This is a genomic window from Burkholderia sp. BCC1977, assembly GCF_905339595.1.
Lineage (GTDB): Bacteria > Pseudomonadota > Gammaproteobacteria > Burkholderiales > Burkholderiaceae > Burkholderia.
The window spans coordinates 1-14,935 of record NZ_CAJPGQ010000031.1 but is presented as its reverse complement, the minus strand read 5'-3'; the positions used below and the strand labels follow the sequence as shown (position 1 = coordinate 14,935).

Sequence of the window (14,935 nt, the reverse complement as noted above, 5' to 3'; positions counted from 1 at the left end):
TCTGCCATACAGCGCGTTAAACCAAAACTTACGATGGGGAAAAGCCACCCGCGAACGGGCGGCCCTTCTCCTTAGCCGCGCAGGCGCGCACCGACGCGAGCCATCCGCTCGACCAGCGTCTGGATCGCCTGATCGACGACCTCGTCCTGTAGCGTGCCAGCCGCGTCCTGCAGCGTCACGCGGAAGGCAAGGCTCTTCTCGTGCGCGGCAAGACCACCGGAAGTATTTGATTTTGCACGAAATTCGTCGAAGAGTACAACCTTCTGAACGAATCGGCAGGCGTCTTCGGCCAGCGCCTTCTTCATTTCGTCGAAAAGTGCCTGAACCTCGACCGCCTGATCGACCACAACAGCGATATCGCGCCGTACCGGCGGGAATTTCGACACGTCGGTCGGTGCCGGCAGCGCACGCGCGATCAGCGCATCCGCGTCGATTTCGAACATCACCGGCGCGTGCGGCAGCTCGTACTTCTGCATCAGGCGCGGATGCAGCTCGCCGATCCAGCCGACCGCGCGGCCGTCGACTTCGATGCGTGCGCTGCGGCCCGGATGGAGCGCCGGATGTTCGGCCTTCACGAAGCGCGCGGCGGCCGGCGCGAGCAGCGCCTCGAGATCGCCCTTCACGTCGAAGAAATCGACCGCGCGGGTCGCGACGCCCCACTGCTCGTCGACCGCCGGGCCGTACGCGAGCGCGCCGACACGCTTCGGCTGCGTGTAGCCTTCGACGGTCAGCTCGCCGGCCTTCACCGACGGATCGGCGAGGAACACGCGGCCCGTCTCGAACACGCGCACACGATCCGCGCGACGGTTCAGGTTGTGGCGCAGCACCGAGATCAGGCTGCCGAACAGCGTCGTGCGCATCACCGACAGCTGGCTCGCGATCGGGTTAAGCAGGCGGATCGGGTTGTCGTTGCCGGCGAAATCGTGCTCCCACTCCGCGTCGACGAAGCTGAAATTGACCGTTTCCGCATAGTCGCGCGCCGCGAGCGCGTGACGGATGTCGTGGATCGAACGCCGCGTCTCGTTGGTCGCACGCATCTCGCTCGTCGCGACCGGCGGACGCGCCGGAATCTTCTCGAAGCCGTAGATACGCGCGACTTCCTCGATCAGGTCTTCCTCGATCTCGATGTCGAAGCGGTGCGACGGCGGCGTGACCAGGAATGCGTCGTCGTCACGCTCGAACGGCAGGCGCAGCCGCGTGAAGATGTCCGCGATCTCGTCGGCGTCGATCTTCACGCCGATGATGCGGTTCGCGCGCGACACGCGCATCTTCACCGGCGCGCGCTGCGGCAGGTTCACGGCCTGGTCGTCGACCGGGCCGGCCTTGCCGCCGCAGATCTCGAGAATCAGTTGCGTGATGCGCTCGACGTGTTCGACGGTCGTCGCGTAGTCGACGCCGCGCTCGAAGCGATGGGCCGCATCGGTCGAGAAGTTGTACTTGCGCGCGCGGCCACGGATGCTGTCCGGCCACCAGAACGCGGCTTCCAGGTAGATGTTGGTCGTGTCGAGCGTGACGGCCGTGCTGTCGCCGCCCATGATGCCCGCGAGACTTTCGACCTGGCGGTCGTCGGCAATCACGCCGACCGTTTCGTCGAGTTCGACCGTGTTGCCGTTCAGCAGCTTCAGCGACTCGCCGCGCTTGCCCCAGCGCACTTCGATGCCGCCGTGGATCTTGTCCAGGTCGAACACGTGCGACGGACGGCCGAGCTCGAACATCACGTAGTTCGAGATGTCGACGAGCGCCGACACGCTGCGCTGGCCCGAACGCTCGAGGCGCTCGACCATCCATTGCGGCGTCTTCGCATGCGCGTTCACGCCACGGATCACGCGACCCGAGAAGCGGCCGCACAGATCGGGCGCGGCGATGCGCACGGGCAGCGTTTCGTCGAGCTCGACGCGCGCCGGACGGATATCGACCGGCGTCAGCGGCGCGCCGGTGATCGCGGCCGTCTCGCGCGCGATGCCGAACACCGACAGGCAGTCGGCCTTGTTCGGCGTCAGCTTGATTTCGAAGATCGTGTCGTCGAGATTGAGCGTGTCGCGGATATCCTGGCCGACCGGCGTATCTTCCGGCAGGATCAGCAGGCCGCCGTGATCCTCGGACAGCTTCAGCTCGCGCGCCGAGCACAGCATCCCCTGGCTCTCCACACCGCGCAGCTTCGACAGCTTGATCGCGAACGGCTTGCCGCCCTCTTCTGCCGGCGGCAGTTCCGCGCCGACCAGCGCGACCGGCACCTTGATGCCGGGCGCCACGTTCGGTGCGCCGCACACGATATTCAGCGTCGCGCCGGTGCCGGCGTCGACCTGGCAGACATTGAGCTTGTCCGCATCCGGATGCTTGACGACTTCCAGCACGCGGCCGACGACGATCTTCGACGTCGGCGGCGCAGCCTTGCTCAGCGATTCGACTTCGAGCCCCGCCATCGTCAGCGCGTGCGACAGTTCGTCGGTCGTCAGCTGCGGGTCGACAAAGGTTCTCAACCAGGATTCAGGGAATTGCATGGATGTCTACGTTCGAAACAGGTTAGATCGGCGCCCGGCCCCCGGCGGAAACGACCGGCGGGGCATGCGCGGGCACATGTCGGCGCGGCGCGTGCGTTAGGCGAACTGGCGCAGGAAACGCAGATCGTTCTCGAAGAACAGCCGGAGATCCTGCACGCCGTAGCGCAGCATCGTCAGGCGCTCGAGGCCGCTGCCGAACGCAAAGCCGATATAGCGCTCGGGATCGAGGCCCATGTTGCGGATCACGGTCGGATGCACCTGCCCCGAGCCCGAGATCTCGAGCCATTTGCCGGCGTTCTTGCCGTGCTCGAACATCATGTCGATCTCGGCCGACGGTTCCGTGAACGGGAAGTACGACGGACGGAAGCGCACGAGGATGTCGTCGCGCTCGAAAAATTTCTTCAGGAAGTCGCTATAGACGCCCTTGAGGTCGGCGAAGCTGATGTTTTCGTCGATCCACAGCCCCTCGACCTGATTGAACATCGGCGAGTGGGTCGCATCGCTGTCGACGCGATACGTGCGGCCCGGTGCGATCACCTTGATCGGCGGGCGGTTCATGCGCGCGTAACGCACCTGCATCGGGCTCGTGTGCGTGCGCAGCAGCAACTGGCGGCCGTCGGCGTCCTTGCCTTCGACGTAGAAGGTGTCCTGCATCGAACGCGCCGGATGGTTCTCCGGACTGTTCAGCGACGTGAAGTTGTACCAGTCGGTCTCGATTTCGGGACCGTCGGCCACGTCGAAGCCGATCGAGCGGAAAATCTGTTCGACGCGCTCCCACGTGCGCATCACGGGGTGCAGGCTGCCTGCACCGGCGCCGCGACCCGGCAGCGTGACGTCGATCGCTTCGGCGGCGAGACGCTGGTTCAAGAGTGCATCGGCGAGCGCCTGGCGGCGTGCGGTCAGCGCGGCTTCCACCTGCTGCTTCGCGACGTTGATGCGCGCGCCTTCGGTCTTGCGTGCTTCGGGATCGAGCTTGCCGAGGCCCTTGAGCAACTCGGTCAGCGCACCCGACTTGCCGAGAAATCGTGCTTTCTCGTTTTCGAGCGTGGTGATGTCGGCAGCCTGTTCGAAGGACTGCTGCGCGTCGGCGACAATCTGGTCCAGATCCATAGATCCCATCATTTCCAACGTCATTCGGTCTTGGCGAGCAAAACTGCCCACCAAACAAAAAAGGGGCTCGGAAGAGCCCCGTTTTCGCTGCAGCGGCCGAGACTACCGGAACATCGCTGCAACTCACCACGCAGTGCTAATTTCGCAATTAGGCTGCAACGGCGGCTTTCACCTGCTTGACGATCGCAGCAAAAGCAGCCTTGTCGAACACCGCCATGTCGGCCAGGACCTTACGGTCGAGTTCGATCGACGCCTTCTTCAGGCCGTTGATGAACACGCTGTAGGTCATGTCGTGCTGGCGAACCGCCGCGTTGATACGCGTGATCCACAGTGCGCGGAACACACGCTTCTTGTTGCGGCGATCGCGGTACGCATACTGACCAGCGCGCATCACCGCCTGCTTGGCGATGCGGTAGACGTTATTGCGACGGCCGCGATAACCCTTGGCCAGGTTGATGATCTTCTTGTGGCGGGCCCGTGCGGTTACCCCACGTTTGACTCGAGGCATGTTTCTCTCCTTAGAGTATCAGTTGAGGGGTTACGCGAACGGCAGCATCGCGCGGACGGAGTTCAGATCGGAATCATGAACTGCCGTTGCGCCGCGCAGGTGACGCTTGTTCTTCGTGGTTTTCTTGGTCAGGATGTGACGCTTGAAGGCTTGACCGCGCTTGACGGTACCGCCCGGACGCACCACGAAGCGCTTTGCAGCACTCTTCTTGGTCTTCATCTTAGGCATGACGAACAACTCCAGTTTATTAGATGGCGATGGGTGTGCGGTTGGCTTGCGCCCTTGACCCGCCCTTCGAAACCCAGTCCACTTGTGTACGGCGAACTGCTTGCGCAACCGCCGTCATTGCTGGCGCGCCGCCCTGACCGGGCAACGCACCGAACCACTTTCGAACCTGCGCGACCGGCGCGCGGGTTCGTTACTTCTTTTTCTTCGGCGAGAGCACCATGATCATCTGGCGCCCTTCCATCTTCGGCATCTGCTCGACCTGGCCGACTTCCTCGAGATCCGTGCGCAGACGCTCGAGCATCCGCATACCGATCTCCTGGTGAGCCATTTCGCGGCCGCGGAAACGCAACGTGATCTTCGTCTTGTCGCCCTCTTCGAGGAAGCGCACGAGATTGCGGAGCTTGACGTTGTAGTCACCGTCATCGGTACCCGGGCGGAATTTGACTTCCTTCACCTGGATGACCTTCTGCTTCAGCTTCGCTTCGTGCTGCTTCTTCGATTCCTGGTACTTGAACTTGCCGTAATCCATCAGACGGCAAACCGGGGGAACCGCTTGCGGCGCGATTTCCACCAGGTCAACATCCAGTTCTTCCGATTTACGGAAAGCATCAGCGAGTTTTACGATACCGAGCGGTTCGTTCTCGAGCCCGACCAGACGCACTTCCGGCGCAGTGATTTCACCGTTGATGCGATGCGACGACTTATCAGTAGCGATGTTACGTTTCCTCTAAAAATTAAAAAAACGAGCCGCGCTGCCAGGGCGGTTACTTGAACGAGCGCAGGTCTTCCTGCAGACGCTCAACGAAGGCTTCGACCGGCATAACGCCAAGATCGACGCCGCCACGGGCACGCACGGCTACCGTTTGCGCATCACGCTCCTTATCGCCCACCACGAGGAGATAAGGCACCTTTTCCAGCGTGTGCTCGCGTATTTTATAGCTAATCTTCTCGTTGCGCAAATCGGCCGCCACTCTAACCCCTTGTTTTTGCAACGTTTGGGCCAGAGATTGTGCATATTCCGCCTGACTTTCGGCGATATTGAGCACAATTGCCTGGAACGGCGCGAGCCAGACCGGCATCGCGCCAGCGTGGTGCTCGATCAGAATGCCAAGGAATCGCTCCATCGAACCGACGATCGCACGGTGCAGCATCACGGGCCGGCGGCGGCTGTTGTCTTCCGCGACGTACTCGGCGCCGAGGCGCTCCGGCAGCACCATGTCGAGCTGCAGCGTGCCGCACTGCCACGAACGGCCGAGCGCATCCTTGATGTGGTATTCGATCTTCGGGCCATAGAACGCACCCTCGCCCGGCAGCTCTTCCCACGACAGGCCGCACGCCGTCAGCGCGTCGCGCAGGCCCTGCTCGGCGCGATCCCACGTTTCGTCCGTGCCGGCACGCTGGTCAGGACGCAGCGACAGCTTGATGTCGATGTGCTCGAACCCGAAATCCTTGTACACGCTCATCGCCAGCGTATTGAACGCGATCGACTCCGCGATGAACTGCTCTTCCGTACAGAAGATGTGCGCATCGTCCTGCACGAAGCCGCGCACGCGCATCAGGCCATGCAGCGCGCCCGATGCCTCGTTGCGATGGCACGAACCGAATTCCGCGTAGCGCAGCGGCAGATCGCGGTACGAGCGCAGGCCGTGCTTGAACACCTGGACGTGACCCGGACAGTTCATCGGCTTGATCGCGTAGTCGCGCTTCTCCGACTCCGTCGTGAACATGTTCTCGCGGTAGTTCTGCCAGTGGCCCGACGCTTCCCACAGCGAGCGGTCCATGATCATCGGCGTCTTGATCTCGAGGTAGCCGGCGTCGTTCACGCGGCGACGCATGTACTGCTCGACCTGCTGCCACAGCGCCCAGCCCTTCGGATGCCAGAACACCATGCCCGGCGACTCTTCCTGCATGTGGAACAGGTCGAGCTGCTTGCCGAGCTTGCGGTGGTCGCGCTTTTCCGCTTCCTCGAGCATGTGCAGGTATTGGTCCTGGTCTTCCTTCTTCGTCCAGGCCGTGCCATAGATGCGCTGCAGCTGCTCGTTCTTCGAGTCGCCGCGCCAGTACGCGCCCGCGACCTTCATCAGCTTGAAGACCTTCAGCTTGCCGGTCGACGGCACGTGCGGGCCGCGGCACAGATCCGTGAAGCCGCCGTGCGAGTACAGCTTGATTTCGTCGCTTTGCGGAATCGATTCGATGATCTCGGCCTTGTACTTCTCGCCGAGGCTGCGGAAATAGCCGGCCGCCTCGTCACGCGACACGACGCGACGCGTCACCGGCTCGTCCTTCTTCACGAGTTCCTGCATGCGCTTTTCGATCTTTTCCAGATCTTCGGGCGTAAACGGACGGTTGTACGAGAAGTCGTAGTAGAAGCCGTTGTCGATCACGGGGCCGATCGTCACCTGCGCATCCGGATACAGATCCTTCACCGCGTAGGCGAGCAAGTGCGCGGTCGAGTGACGGATGATGTCGAGACCGTCGGCATCCTTGTCCGTGACGATCGCGAGCGATGCGTCGCGATCGATGACCGTGGACGTATCGACCAGCTCGCCATCGAGCTTGCCACCAAGCGCAGCCTTCGCAAGGCCGGGACCGATCGAGGCCGCAACCTCGGCAACTGTCACCGGATGCTCGTATTGTCGAACTGAGCCGTCAGGCAAGCGTATCGAAACCATAGCAATCTCCGTGATGCCGACAGTGGGCGGCAAACCAGGCACGCGATCTCAAAGTCACGCGCGAAAATTTCGCGACAAAAAAAATGCGGCCCCGCTTTCGAGGGGCCGCATTCGATACTTCACTCAAACTGAAAGGGCGAAAACGTTCCTCGACTAGCGTCGCTCCGAAAAGGTTTCGGTCAACGTTCGCGGTGTCATAACCGTATTCGCCTTGTTCGCGTTGAGTTTATTTACTGCATCGAATACCCGGAAACCGGGCATTCTCAATTCGTTGGTAGGCTCGATTGGACTCGAACCAACGACCCCCACCATGTCAAGGTGGTGCTCTAACCAGCTGAGCTACGAGCCTAGTGAAGCTAAGATTATATGGAGCGACCGCTCACTTGGCAAGTGTTTTTATGCGGTCGCAGCAAAATGATTGAACTCCAACCCCATTACAGGGACGTCACGCCTTGCGCCCCGCCTGCACGACGCCCGGCACTTCGCCGAGCAGCGTGCACGCACGCTGCACCTGCGCGGAATTCGACACCTCGACGGTGAACTGCATGAATGCCGCATTGCGGCGGCTCTGCGTCTTCACACCCACCACGTTCATCTTCTCGCGCGCGAACACTTCGGAGATATCGCGCAGCAAGCCTTGCCGGTCGCTTGCCTCGATCATCAGGTCGACCGGATAGACGGACACGCCGCGTCCACCCAGCACGTCGGCCGACCAGGTCGTCTGCAGTACGCGCTCCGGCGCCCGCTCGGCCATCCGCCGGAACGTCGGGCAGTCGCTGCGGTGAATCGACATCCCCTTGCCGCGCGTCACGAAACCGCTGATCGGATCGGGCGGCGCCGGGCGGCAGCAGCGCGCAAGCTGGGTCAGCAGCGCATCGACGCCGACCACCAGCACGCCGGTCGACGCGCCGTGCGCGACGCTCGCCCCGCTGCTGCGCTTCTCGAAATCGGCAGGCGCCTCGGGCGCATGCTCGGGCGGCGGCGCATCGGACAGCGCGTGCTCGACGTTGCGCAGGCTGAATTCTTCCTTGCCGACGACCGAGAACAGCTCCTCCGGCGACTTGAAGCCGAGCTTCGCGGCGAGGTTGTCGAGGTTGACCGACGTCTTGCCCTCGCGCTGCAGCGTCTTTTCGACGAGCGCGCGGCCATGCGCGATGTTCTCTTCCTGCTCGATCGAGTTGAACCACGCGCGCACCTTCTGCCGCGCGCGAGGACTCTTCAGGTAGCCGAGCTGCAGGTTCAGCCAGTCGCGCGACGGCCCGCCCTCCTTCACCGCGACGATCTCGACCGTCTGGCCGTTCGCGAGCGACGTGTTCAGCGGCACCATCACGCCGTCGACGCGCGCGCCGCGGCAACGATGGCCAAGCTCGCTGTGCAGGTGGTATGCGAAATCGACCGGCGTCGCGCCCTGCGGGAGCGCGATCACGCGCGCCTGCGGCGTCAGTACGTAGATGTGGTCGTCGTCGAGCGACGTCTCGCGCAACTGCGCCCAGGCCTGGTCGCCCGAGACTTCGGTGCCGTCCTCGACGTCGTCCTTCCATGCGAGCAGCTGGCGCAGCCACGCGATCTTCTCGTCGTACTTGTCGCTCGCCGAGAACTGGCCGCCATAGCCGCGCGCGCCCGCCTCCTTGTAGCGCCAGTGCGCGGCGACGCCGTACTCCGCGAAGCGGTGCATTTCCTGCGTACGGATCTGCACTTCGAATGCGCGGCCGTCGTCGCCGATCACGACCGTATGCAGCGACTTGTAGCCGTTCGGCTTGGGGCGCGAGATGTAGTCGTCGAATTCCTTCGGCACCGGCTGCCACAGGTGATGCACGATGCCGAGCACCGCGTAGCAATCCTTGATGTCCGGCACGATCACGCGGAATGCGCGCACGTCGTACAGCTCGGAGAAGTCGAGCTCCTTGCCGCGCATCTTGCGCCAGATGCTGTAGATATGCTTCGGCCGCCCGCTCACGTCGGCCGGGATGTGCGCTTCCGCCAGCTCGTGCTGCAGCCGCTCGATCGCCTGCGCGACGTACGCCTCGCGTTCGATGCGCTTTTCGTCGAGCAGCTTGGCGATGCGCTTGTAGGTGACCGGATCCTCGAAGCGGAACGCGAGGTCCTCGAGCTCCCACTTCAGTTGCCAGATACCGAGTCGGTTCGCGAGCGGCGCATAGATCTCGAGCGTCTCGCGCGCGACGTCGGGCGGCGGATCGATCTTCGCTGCCGCGTAGTAGCGCAGCGACTGCAGCCGCGACGCCAGCCGGATCAGCACCACGCGGATGTCCTGCGCGAACGCAAGCAGCATCTTGCGCAGCGCTTCGATCTGCGTGCGCCGCTCTTCCGCGGCGTCGCGCCCGGTGTCGGGCATCGCGTTCTGCGCGGCGCGCAGGCTGACGGTGCCGAGCCGCAGCAGCTTGCGCACGTCGGATACGAGCCGCGCGACCTCTTCGCCGAAGCGTTCGGTCAGCTCCCGCTCGGGATCGTTCAGGTGCGGCGTCAGCACGAACAGCGCGGCCGCCTGCATCGCGTGCGGGTCGACGTTCAGCGTGCGCATGATCGATGCCGTGCCCGCCGAGTGATCGGCAAGCAACTCGCCCGACGACAGGCGCGCGTCGCCGGCCCGCTCGCGCACGAACGCGAGCACGTCGTCGAACGACGGCGCCGCGACGGAAGAAGCGGAAACGGACTCGGTCATCGCACGGCCTGGCGTATTGCGGTCATCGGGATGCTTCGCTCAGCTCCGCTGCGCGGCGACGACGACGATCTCGACGAGCAGCGCCGGATCCGCGAGCTTCGCCTCGACGGTGGCGCGCGGCGGCGTGTTGCCTTGCGCGACCCACGCGTCCCACTCCGCGTTCATGCCGTCGAAGTTCGCGAGATCCGAAATGTAGATCTGCACCGACAGCAGATGCGCCTTGTCACTGTTCGCTTCGGCGAGCAGGCGGTCGATGTGGCCGAGCACTTCGCGCGTCTGGCCCTTGATGTCCTGGGTGGTGTCTTCGGCGATCTGGCCGGCCAGATACACGGTACCGTTGTGGATCGCGGTTTCCGAGAGACGGGCCCCGACGTGGTGACGAATGACTGCCATGGAATGTTCCGGTCGTGTGAGTGGGTGAAGAATCGGCGACGACGCGGCCCGCGTGCCGCCGAACCGCATATTATGACGCGTTTATGCGCCGCCTTCGACGAAAAACCGGCGGGCGAGCGCAATCTGGTCGGCACTGATGAACGCCGGCGCATGGCCCGCGCCCGCAATCTCGGCTTGCGATACGTGCCGGCCGCGACGCACCATCTCGGCGACCGTGTCGCGCGACAGCAGGTCGGAGCTTTCGCCGCGCACGACGAGCAGCGCCGCGTCGGTCGTCTCGATTGCGCGCCACAGGGCGGCCTCCCCGAGCGCGGCCAGTTCGGGTGTCGTCGCCTTGAACGGCTCGGCGATGCGCGGATCGTAGCGCATCGTCCAGCCGCCGTCGGGCAGCTCGCGCAGCAACGGCCCGTTGATCTCGCGCCACTCGTCGCCGCTCAACGCACCGAACGGCAGCGACAGCGACGTCAGATAGTCGATGCCCTCCTGTTCGGTCGCGAAGCGCGGCTGCACGCCGAGGTATTCGCCGATGCGCGTCAGCGAATCGGGCTCGATGCGCGGGCCGACGTCGTTGACGATCATCCGGCGCAGCGGCGAACCGGGCAGCCCCGCGAGCGCCATGCCGATCAGCCCGCCCATCGACGTGCCGAACCAGTCGACCGACTCGACGTCGAGCCGCGCGATCAGCGTCACCATGTCGGCCACATATTGCGGAATCGCGTAAAGCCTCGGATCGGCGAGCCGGTCGGATTGGCCGCGCCCGACGACGTCGGGGCAGACGACGCGATACGTATCGGACAGTGCGGCGGCAAGCCGGTCGAAGTCGCGCCCCGAACGGGTCAGGCCGTGCACGCAGACCAGCACGCGCGGATTGGCGGGGTCACCCCATTCCGTATAGGCGACGTGGTGAAGGCCCGCGACGCTCGCGCACTGCACGCGTCGCTGACGGGGAACCGGAGGATTCGCTGAGGTTGTTGGCATCGTTGGCATCCTGTCGAACGGGGGGCGGTGCGGCAGGCAATGCTTGCGCCGCCCGATGCAAACGATTGTAAACCGCTTCGTTCGCGCGGGTCGCCGAGGCGAGGCTGCGGATTCATCGTCCGCCCGCCTCCAATGGCAAACGCCCCGCGTGCCGTCGTCCGGCACGCGGGGCGTCACTGCAGCGCTTGCGCGCGACGAACTTACGCGACCGTGCTCACATCGAGCGGTGCGCCCGTCTTCGCCTGGATCTCTTCCGCGCTCACGCCGTCGGCGAGCTCGAGCACCTTCAGGCCGTCCGGCGTCACTTCGATCACGCCGAGATCGGTAATGATCAGGTCGACCACGCCGACGCCCGTCAGCGGCAGGTTGCATTCGTCGAGGATCTTGTGCTGGTCGCCCTTCGCGACGTGCTCCATCAGCACGACGACGCGCTTCACGCCCGCAACGAGGTCCATCGCGCCGCCCATCCCCTTGATCATCTTGCCGGGGATCATCCAGTTCGCGAGGTCGCCCTTCTTGCTGACCTGCATCGCGCCGAGGATCGCGAGGTTGATGTGGCCGCCGCGAATCATCGCGAACGAATCGGCCGACGAGAAGATCGACGAGCCCGGCAGCGTCGTGACGGTCTGCTTGCCGGCGTTGATCAGGTCGGCGTCGACTTCGTCCTCGGTCGGCGACGGGCCGATGCCGAGCAGGCCATTCTCCGACTGCAGCCACACCTCGACGCCTTCCGGCACGTGGTTCGCGACGAGCGTCGGCAGGCCGATGCCGAGGTTCACGTAGAAGCCGTCCTGCAGTTCCTTCGCCGCGCGCGCGGCCATCTGGTCACGATTCCAGGCCATGTCAGTCTCCTTTCGCGCGTACGACGCGTTGTTCGATGCGTTTTTCGGGCGTCGCGTTCAGCACGATGCGCTGCACGAAGATCCCCGGCGTATGGACCTGGTCCGGATCGAGCGTGCCGTTCTCGACGATCTCCTCGACTTCCGCCACGGTGATCTTGCCTGCCATCGCGCACATCGGGTTGAAGTTGCGTGCGGTGCGCCGATAGATCAGGTTGCCGGACTTGTCGGCCTTCCACGCCTTCACGAGCGCGACGTCGGCCGTCAGCGACGGCTCGAGCACGTAGTGGCGATCGCCGAACTGGCGCGTTTCCTTGCCGTCCGCGATCACGGTGCCGTAGCCGGTGTTCGTGAAAAAGGCGGGGATGCCGGCGCCGCCCGCGCGCAGCTTCTCGGCGAGCGTGCCCTGCGGCGTGAATTCGAGCTCGAGTTCGCCGGCCAGGTACTGGCGCTCGAACTCCTTGTTCTCGCCGACGTACGACGAGATCATCTTCTTGATCTGGCGCGTTTCCAGCAGCAGGCCGAGACCGAAGCCGTCGACGCCTGCGTTGTTGCTGATGCAGGTAATGCCCTTGACGGCGGAATCGCGCAGCGCCGCGATCAGCGCCTCGGGAATCCCGCACAGGCCGAAGCCGCCCACCGCGAAGGTCTGTCCGTCACGGACGATCCCTTCCAGCGCGGCAGCCGCGCTTGGATAGACTTTGTTCATCTGTTTGTCCCTTCCTCTATGGAAACCAGCAAAACCGGTTCACGCGCCCACTGGGCCGCAAGCCCGCCGCATCATTCTATGCATGCACGGCGATACCTGCGTCGAGGCGCGCTGTTTTTATATCGCGACACACCGCCGCGAGATGCCTGAAAGGGTACGATGCAGCGCGGATGCGGCACAATACGCAAAAATACATAAGCGTTTGCCTCCGCTTGCCTGCGCCATGCCCGCTCTCGATTACCAGACTGCCTTCCACCTCGCGCCGCTCGGCCTCGTGATGTCGCGCGACCGCGTGATCGAGGACTGCAACGACGCGCTCGCGTCGATCTTCCGCTGCGCGCGGGCCGACCTGATCGGGAAGTCGTACGAGGTGCTCTATCCGTCGCCGGACGAATTCCAGCGCATCGGCGAGCGGATCTCGCGCGTGATGATCGCGAACGGCACCTACGCCGATGACAGAATCATGAAACGGGCCGACGGCGACCTGTTCTGGTGCCATGTGACGGGCCGCGCGCTCGACCGCACGGCACCGCTCGCGGCCGGCGTCTGGACCTTCGAGGACCTGAGCGCGACGCGGCGGGTCGCCGTCGAGCTGACGCCGCGCGAACGCGAGATCGCCGCGCAGCTCGCGACCGGCAAGACCAGCAAGCAGATCGGACGCGTGCTCGACATCAGTTCGCGCACGGTCGACATCTATCGGTCGCGGCTGATGCGCAAGTACGGCACGAACAATACGCCGGAACTGCTGCAGCGCCTGCTCGGCCAGTAACACGCGCCCCGGAACGGCAATCGGCCGCGTGAAGCGGCCGATTCGGAGGATCATCGGGAAATGGCGACACACCGGCGCCCGGGCGCCGGCTTCGGCGCTGCCGCGCTCAGCCGACCTTCGCCGCGAGCGCGCGCTCGATCGTATCGCGCAGCAATTGTGGCAGCGGCACCGACTTGCCGAGCGCGTAGTCGACCCACACGCAGCGTGCGTTGCCGCGCGCATAGACGTGCTGCGGATCGTCCGCGCGCGTCAGCTCGAAACCGGTGTCGAAGCTGCTGCGGCCCGGCTTCGCGACCGACATCCTCGCGATCACGTCGCCCGGATAGTGCAGTTGCTTCAGGAACTCCATCGACGCCGTGACGATCACGGGCCCCTGCCCCTCGCCGTTGCCGCCCGCGATGCCGAGTTCCTCGAACCACGAGATCCGGGCCTGTTCCATGTAGCGGAAATAGACCGTGTTGTTCACGTGGCCGAATGCATCCATGTCGCCCCAGCGGATCGGCATCGACATTTCAAATACGGGGGAATATTCGCTCATTGCAGTCTTCTTTGTTGCTGAATGTCATCCACTCAGGCAAGGCCGAAGCCGTCGTCGGCGGAGATAATCGAGCCATTGATGAACTGCGACTCGTCGGCCGCGAGCAGCAACAACAGCCCGTCGAGATCCTGCGGCTTGCCGACGCGCCGGCGCGGCAGTATCGACTGCAGCTTCTGGCCCTGCTCGGTTTCCCACAGGTAATGATTGATTTCGGTATCGATATAGCCCGGACAGATCGCGTTGACGTTGATGCCGTGACGGCCCCATTCGAGCGCCATCGCGCGCGTCATCTGCACGACCGCCGACTTGCTCATCGCATACAGCCCGATCTGCGGAAACACGCGCAGGCCGGCCACCGACGCGATGTTGATGATCCGGTAAGGCGGCTTGCCGTTGCCGTTCGCGCGCATGATCATCCGCTTCGCGACTTCCTGCGCGACGAAAAACGCGCCGCGCGTGTTGGTGTCGAACACGAACTCGAAATCGGCCGGCGTGACGTCGACGAGCTTCTGCATCGTCGACACGCCCGAATTGTTCACGAGGATGTCGATCGTGCCGGCTTCCGTCTCCGCGTGCGCGATGGCCGCCTTGATGCTCTGCACGTCGGTGACGTCGAGCGACACGACGTGCGCGGCGCCGCCCGCCGCCTCGATCTCCGCGCGCAGCTCCTTCAGGCGCTCGACGCGGCGGCTCGCGAGAACGACCTTCGCGCCGGCCTGCGACAGCACCTGTGCAAAGCGTTGCCCGAGGCCGCTCGATGCGCCCGTGACCAACGCGACCTTGCCTTCCAGATTGATCGATCGACCCATTGCACATCCCCTTTCGATGTCGTTTCGCCGCCGCGGGCGCCCTGTCCCACGCAGCATAACCCTAGCACATAAAATAGAACGATCGTGCTAATCTATTCGCATGCTGTTGCGGCAAGCGTTTCGTTTCGCAGACAATACGCTCCCGAATAAAAGCATTCTAACGGTTAGAGGAACGCCAATGACCCCCGCAAGCCTCATCGA

The 14,935-nt window shown here is 64.1% G+C and carries 14 protein-coding genes and 1 tRNA gene; 1 reads left to right on the top strand and 14 read right to left on the bottom strand.

Annotated features, from left to right (window positions below):
• Positions 1 to 71: 71 nt before the first annotated feature.
• The 12 genes from pheT to U5771_RS23450 form a co-directional block, all read right to left on the bottom strand.
• Positions 72 to 2,501, bottom strand: a complete 2,430-nt coding sequence (pheT, locus tag U5771_RS23505; protein WP_322026175.1) for a phenylalanine--tRNA ligase subunit beta — start codon at positions 2,499 to 2,501, stop codon at positions 72 to 74.
• 96 nt (positions 2,502 to 2,597) lie between these two features.
• Positions 2,598 to 3,611 (bottom strand): phenylalanine--tRNA ligase subunit alpha, encoded by a 1,014-nt coding sequence (gene pheS / locus U5771_RS23500; protein ID WP_322026174.1) that lies wholly within the window; start codon positions 3,609 to 3,611, stop codon positions 2,598 to 2,600.
• A gap of 148 nt (positions 3,612 to 3,759) precedes the next feature.
• Positions 3,760 to 4,119 carry a 50S ribosomal protein L20 gene (rplT, locus tag U5771_RS23495; protein WP_004192938.1) on the bottom strand — a complete coding sequence of 120 codons (360 nt, stop codon included), beginning with the start codon at positions 4,117 to 4,119 and terminating at the stop codon, positions 3,760 to 3,762.
• A gap of 30 nt (positions 4,120 to 4,149) precedes the next feature.
• Positions 4,150 to 4,347 (bottom strand): 50S ribosomal protein L35, encoded by a 198-nt coding sequence (gene rpmI, locus U5771_RS23490; RefSeq protein WP_004191477.1) that lies wholly within the window; start codon positions 4,345 to 4,347, stop codon positions 4,150 to 4,152.
• A gap of 190 nt (positions 4,348 to 4,537) precedes the next feature.
• The gene (gene infC / locus U5771_RS23485) at positions 4,538 to 5,062 is read right to left on the bottom strand and encodes a translation initiation factor IF-3 (protein WP_080599380.1); all 525 of its coding nucleotides are present in this window, start codon (positions 5,060 to 5,062) and stop codon (positions 4,538 to 4,540) included.
• A gap of 49 nt (positions 5,063 to 5,111) precedes the next feature.
• Positions 5,112 to 7,019, bottom strand: a complete 1,908-nt coding sequence (gene thrS / locus U5771_RS23480) for a threonine--tRNA ligase (RefSeq protein WP_322026173.1) — start codon at positions 7,017 to 7,019, stop codon at positions 5,112 to 5,114.
• Positions 7,020 to 7,291: 272 nt separating this feature from the next.
• A tRNA-Val gene (locus tag U5771_RS23475) sits at positions 7,292 to 7,368 on the bottom strand.
• A 96-nt stretch (positions 7,369 to 7,464) separates the two neighbouring features.
• Positions 7,465 to 9,699: a bifunctional (p)ppGpp synthetase/guanosine-3',5'-bis(diphosphate) 3'-pyrophosphohydrolase gene (locus U5771_RS23470; RefSeq protein WP_322026172.1), complete on the bottom strand. Its 2,235-nt coding sequence runs from the start codon at positions 9,697 to 9,699 to the stop codon at positions 7,465 to 7,467.
• A 39-nt stretch (positions 9,700 to 9,738) separates the two neighbouring features.
• Entirely contained in the window at positions 9,739 to 10,092 is a 354-nt protein-coding gene (locus tag U5771_RS23465; protein WP_021162422.1) for a RidA family protein, read from the bottom strand.
• An 81-nt stretch (positions 10,093 to 10,173) separates the two neighbouring features.
• Complete coding sequence (locus U5771_RS23460) at positions 10,174 to 11,070, bottom strand: alpha/beta hydrolase (protein ID WP_322026171.1); 897 nt, start codon at positions 11,068 to 11,070, stop codon at positions 10,174 to 10,176.
• 200 nt (positions 11,071 to 11,270) lie between these two features.
• On the bottom strand, positions 11,271 to 11,912 hold the full coding sequence (locus U5771_RS23455) for a CoA transferase subunit B (RefSeq protein WP_322026170.1): 642 nt from the start codon (positions 11,910 to 11,912) through the stop codon (positions 11,271 to 11,273).
• 1 nt (position 11,913) lies between these two features.
• Positions 11,914 to 12,618: a CoA transferase subunit A gene (locus tag U5771_RS23450; RefSeq protein WP_322026169.1), complete on the bottom strand. Its 705-nt coding sequence runs from the start codon at positions 12,616 to 12,618 to the stop codon at positions 11,914 to 11,916.
• Between the two features lie 223 nt (positions 12,619 to 12,841).
• Here U5771_RS23450 and U5771_RS23445 point away from each other — a divergent pair, with 223 nt between their 5' ends.
• Positions 12,842 to 13,387 carry a LuxR C-terminal-related transcriptional regulator gene (locus tag U5771_RS23445; RefSeq protein WP_322026168.1) on the top strand — a complete coding sequence of 182 codons (546 nt, stop codon included), beginning with the start codon at positions 12,842 to 12,844 and terminating at the stop codon, positions 13,385 to 13,387.
• A 106-nt stretch (positions 13,388 to 13,493) separates the two neighbouring features.
• Here the strand turns inward: U5771_RS23445 and U5771_RS23440 are convergent, their stop codons facing one another.
• Positions 13,494 to 13,925 (bottom strand): thioesterase family protein, encoded by a 432-nt coding sequence (locus U5771_RS23440; RefSeq protein WP_322026167.1) that lies wholly within the window; start codon positions 13,923 to 13,925, stop codon positions 13,494 to 13,496.
• A gap of 32 nt (positions 13,926 to 13,957) precedes the next feature.
• Entirely contained in the window at positions 13,958 to 14,734 is a 777-nt protein-coding gene (locus tag U5771_RS23435) for an SDR family oxidoreductase (RefSeq protein ID WP_322026166.1), read from the bottom strand.
• Positions 14,735 to 14,935: the final 201 nt, after the last annotated feature.

Bases quoted from the DNA above. Each gene is read 5' to 3' on its own strand.
- thrS (WP_322026173.1), bottom strand. From the start codon at position 7,019: ATGGTTTCGATACGCTTGCCTGACGGCTCAGTTCGACAATACGAGCAT.
- U5771_RS23470 (WP_322026172.1), bottom strand. From the start codon at position 9,699: ATGACCGAGTCCGTTTCCGCTTCTTCCGTCGCGGCGCCGTCGTTCGAC.
- U5771_RS23450 (WP_322026169.1), bottom strand. From the start codon at position 12,618: ATGAACAAAGTCTATCCAAGCGCGGCTGCCGCGCTGGAAGGGATCGTC.
- rpmI (WP_004191477.1), bottom strand. From the start codon at position 4,347: ATGCCTAAGATGAAGACCAAGAAGAGTGCTGCAAAGCGCTTCGTGGTG.
- U5771_RS23455 (WP_322026170.1), bottom strand. From the start codon at position 11,912: ATGGCCTGGAATCGTGACCAGATGGCCGCGCGCGCGGCGAAGGAACTG.
- pheT (WP_322026175.1), bottom strand. From the start codon at position 2,501: ATGCAATTCCCTGAATCCTGGTTGAGAACCTTTGTCGACCCGCAGCTG.
- U5771_RS23440 (WP_322026167.1), bottom strand. From the start codon at position 13,925: ATGAGCGAATATTCCCCCGTATTTGAAATGTCGATGCCGATCCGCTGG.
- rplT (WP_004192938.1), bottom strand. From the start codon at position 4,119: ATGCCTCGAGTCAAACGTGGGGTAACCGCACGGGCCCGCCACAAGAAG.
- U5771_RS23445 (WP_322026168.1), top strand. From the start codon at position 12,842: ATGCCCGCTCTCGATTACCAGACTGCCTTCCACCTCGCGCCGCTCGGC.
- U5771_RS23465 (WP_021162422.1), bottom strand. From the start codon at position 10,092: ATGGCAGTCATTCGTCACCACGTCGGGGCCCGTCTCTCGGAAACCGCG.
- U5771_RS23435 (WP_322026166.1), bottom strand. From the start codon at position 14,734: ATGGGTCGATCGATCAATCTGGAAGGCAAGGTCGCGTTGGTCACGGGC.
- U5771_RS23460 (WP_322026171.1), bottom strand. From the start codon at position 11,070: ATGCCAACAACCTCAGCGAATCCTCCGGTTCCCCGTCAGCGACGCGTG.
- pheS (WP_322026174.1), bottom strand. From the start codon at position 3,611: ATGGATCTGGACCAGATTGTCGCCGACGCGCAGCAGTCCTTCGAACAG.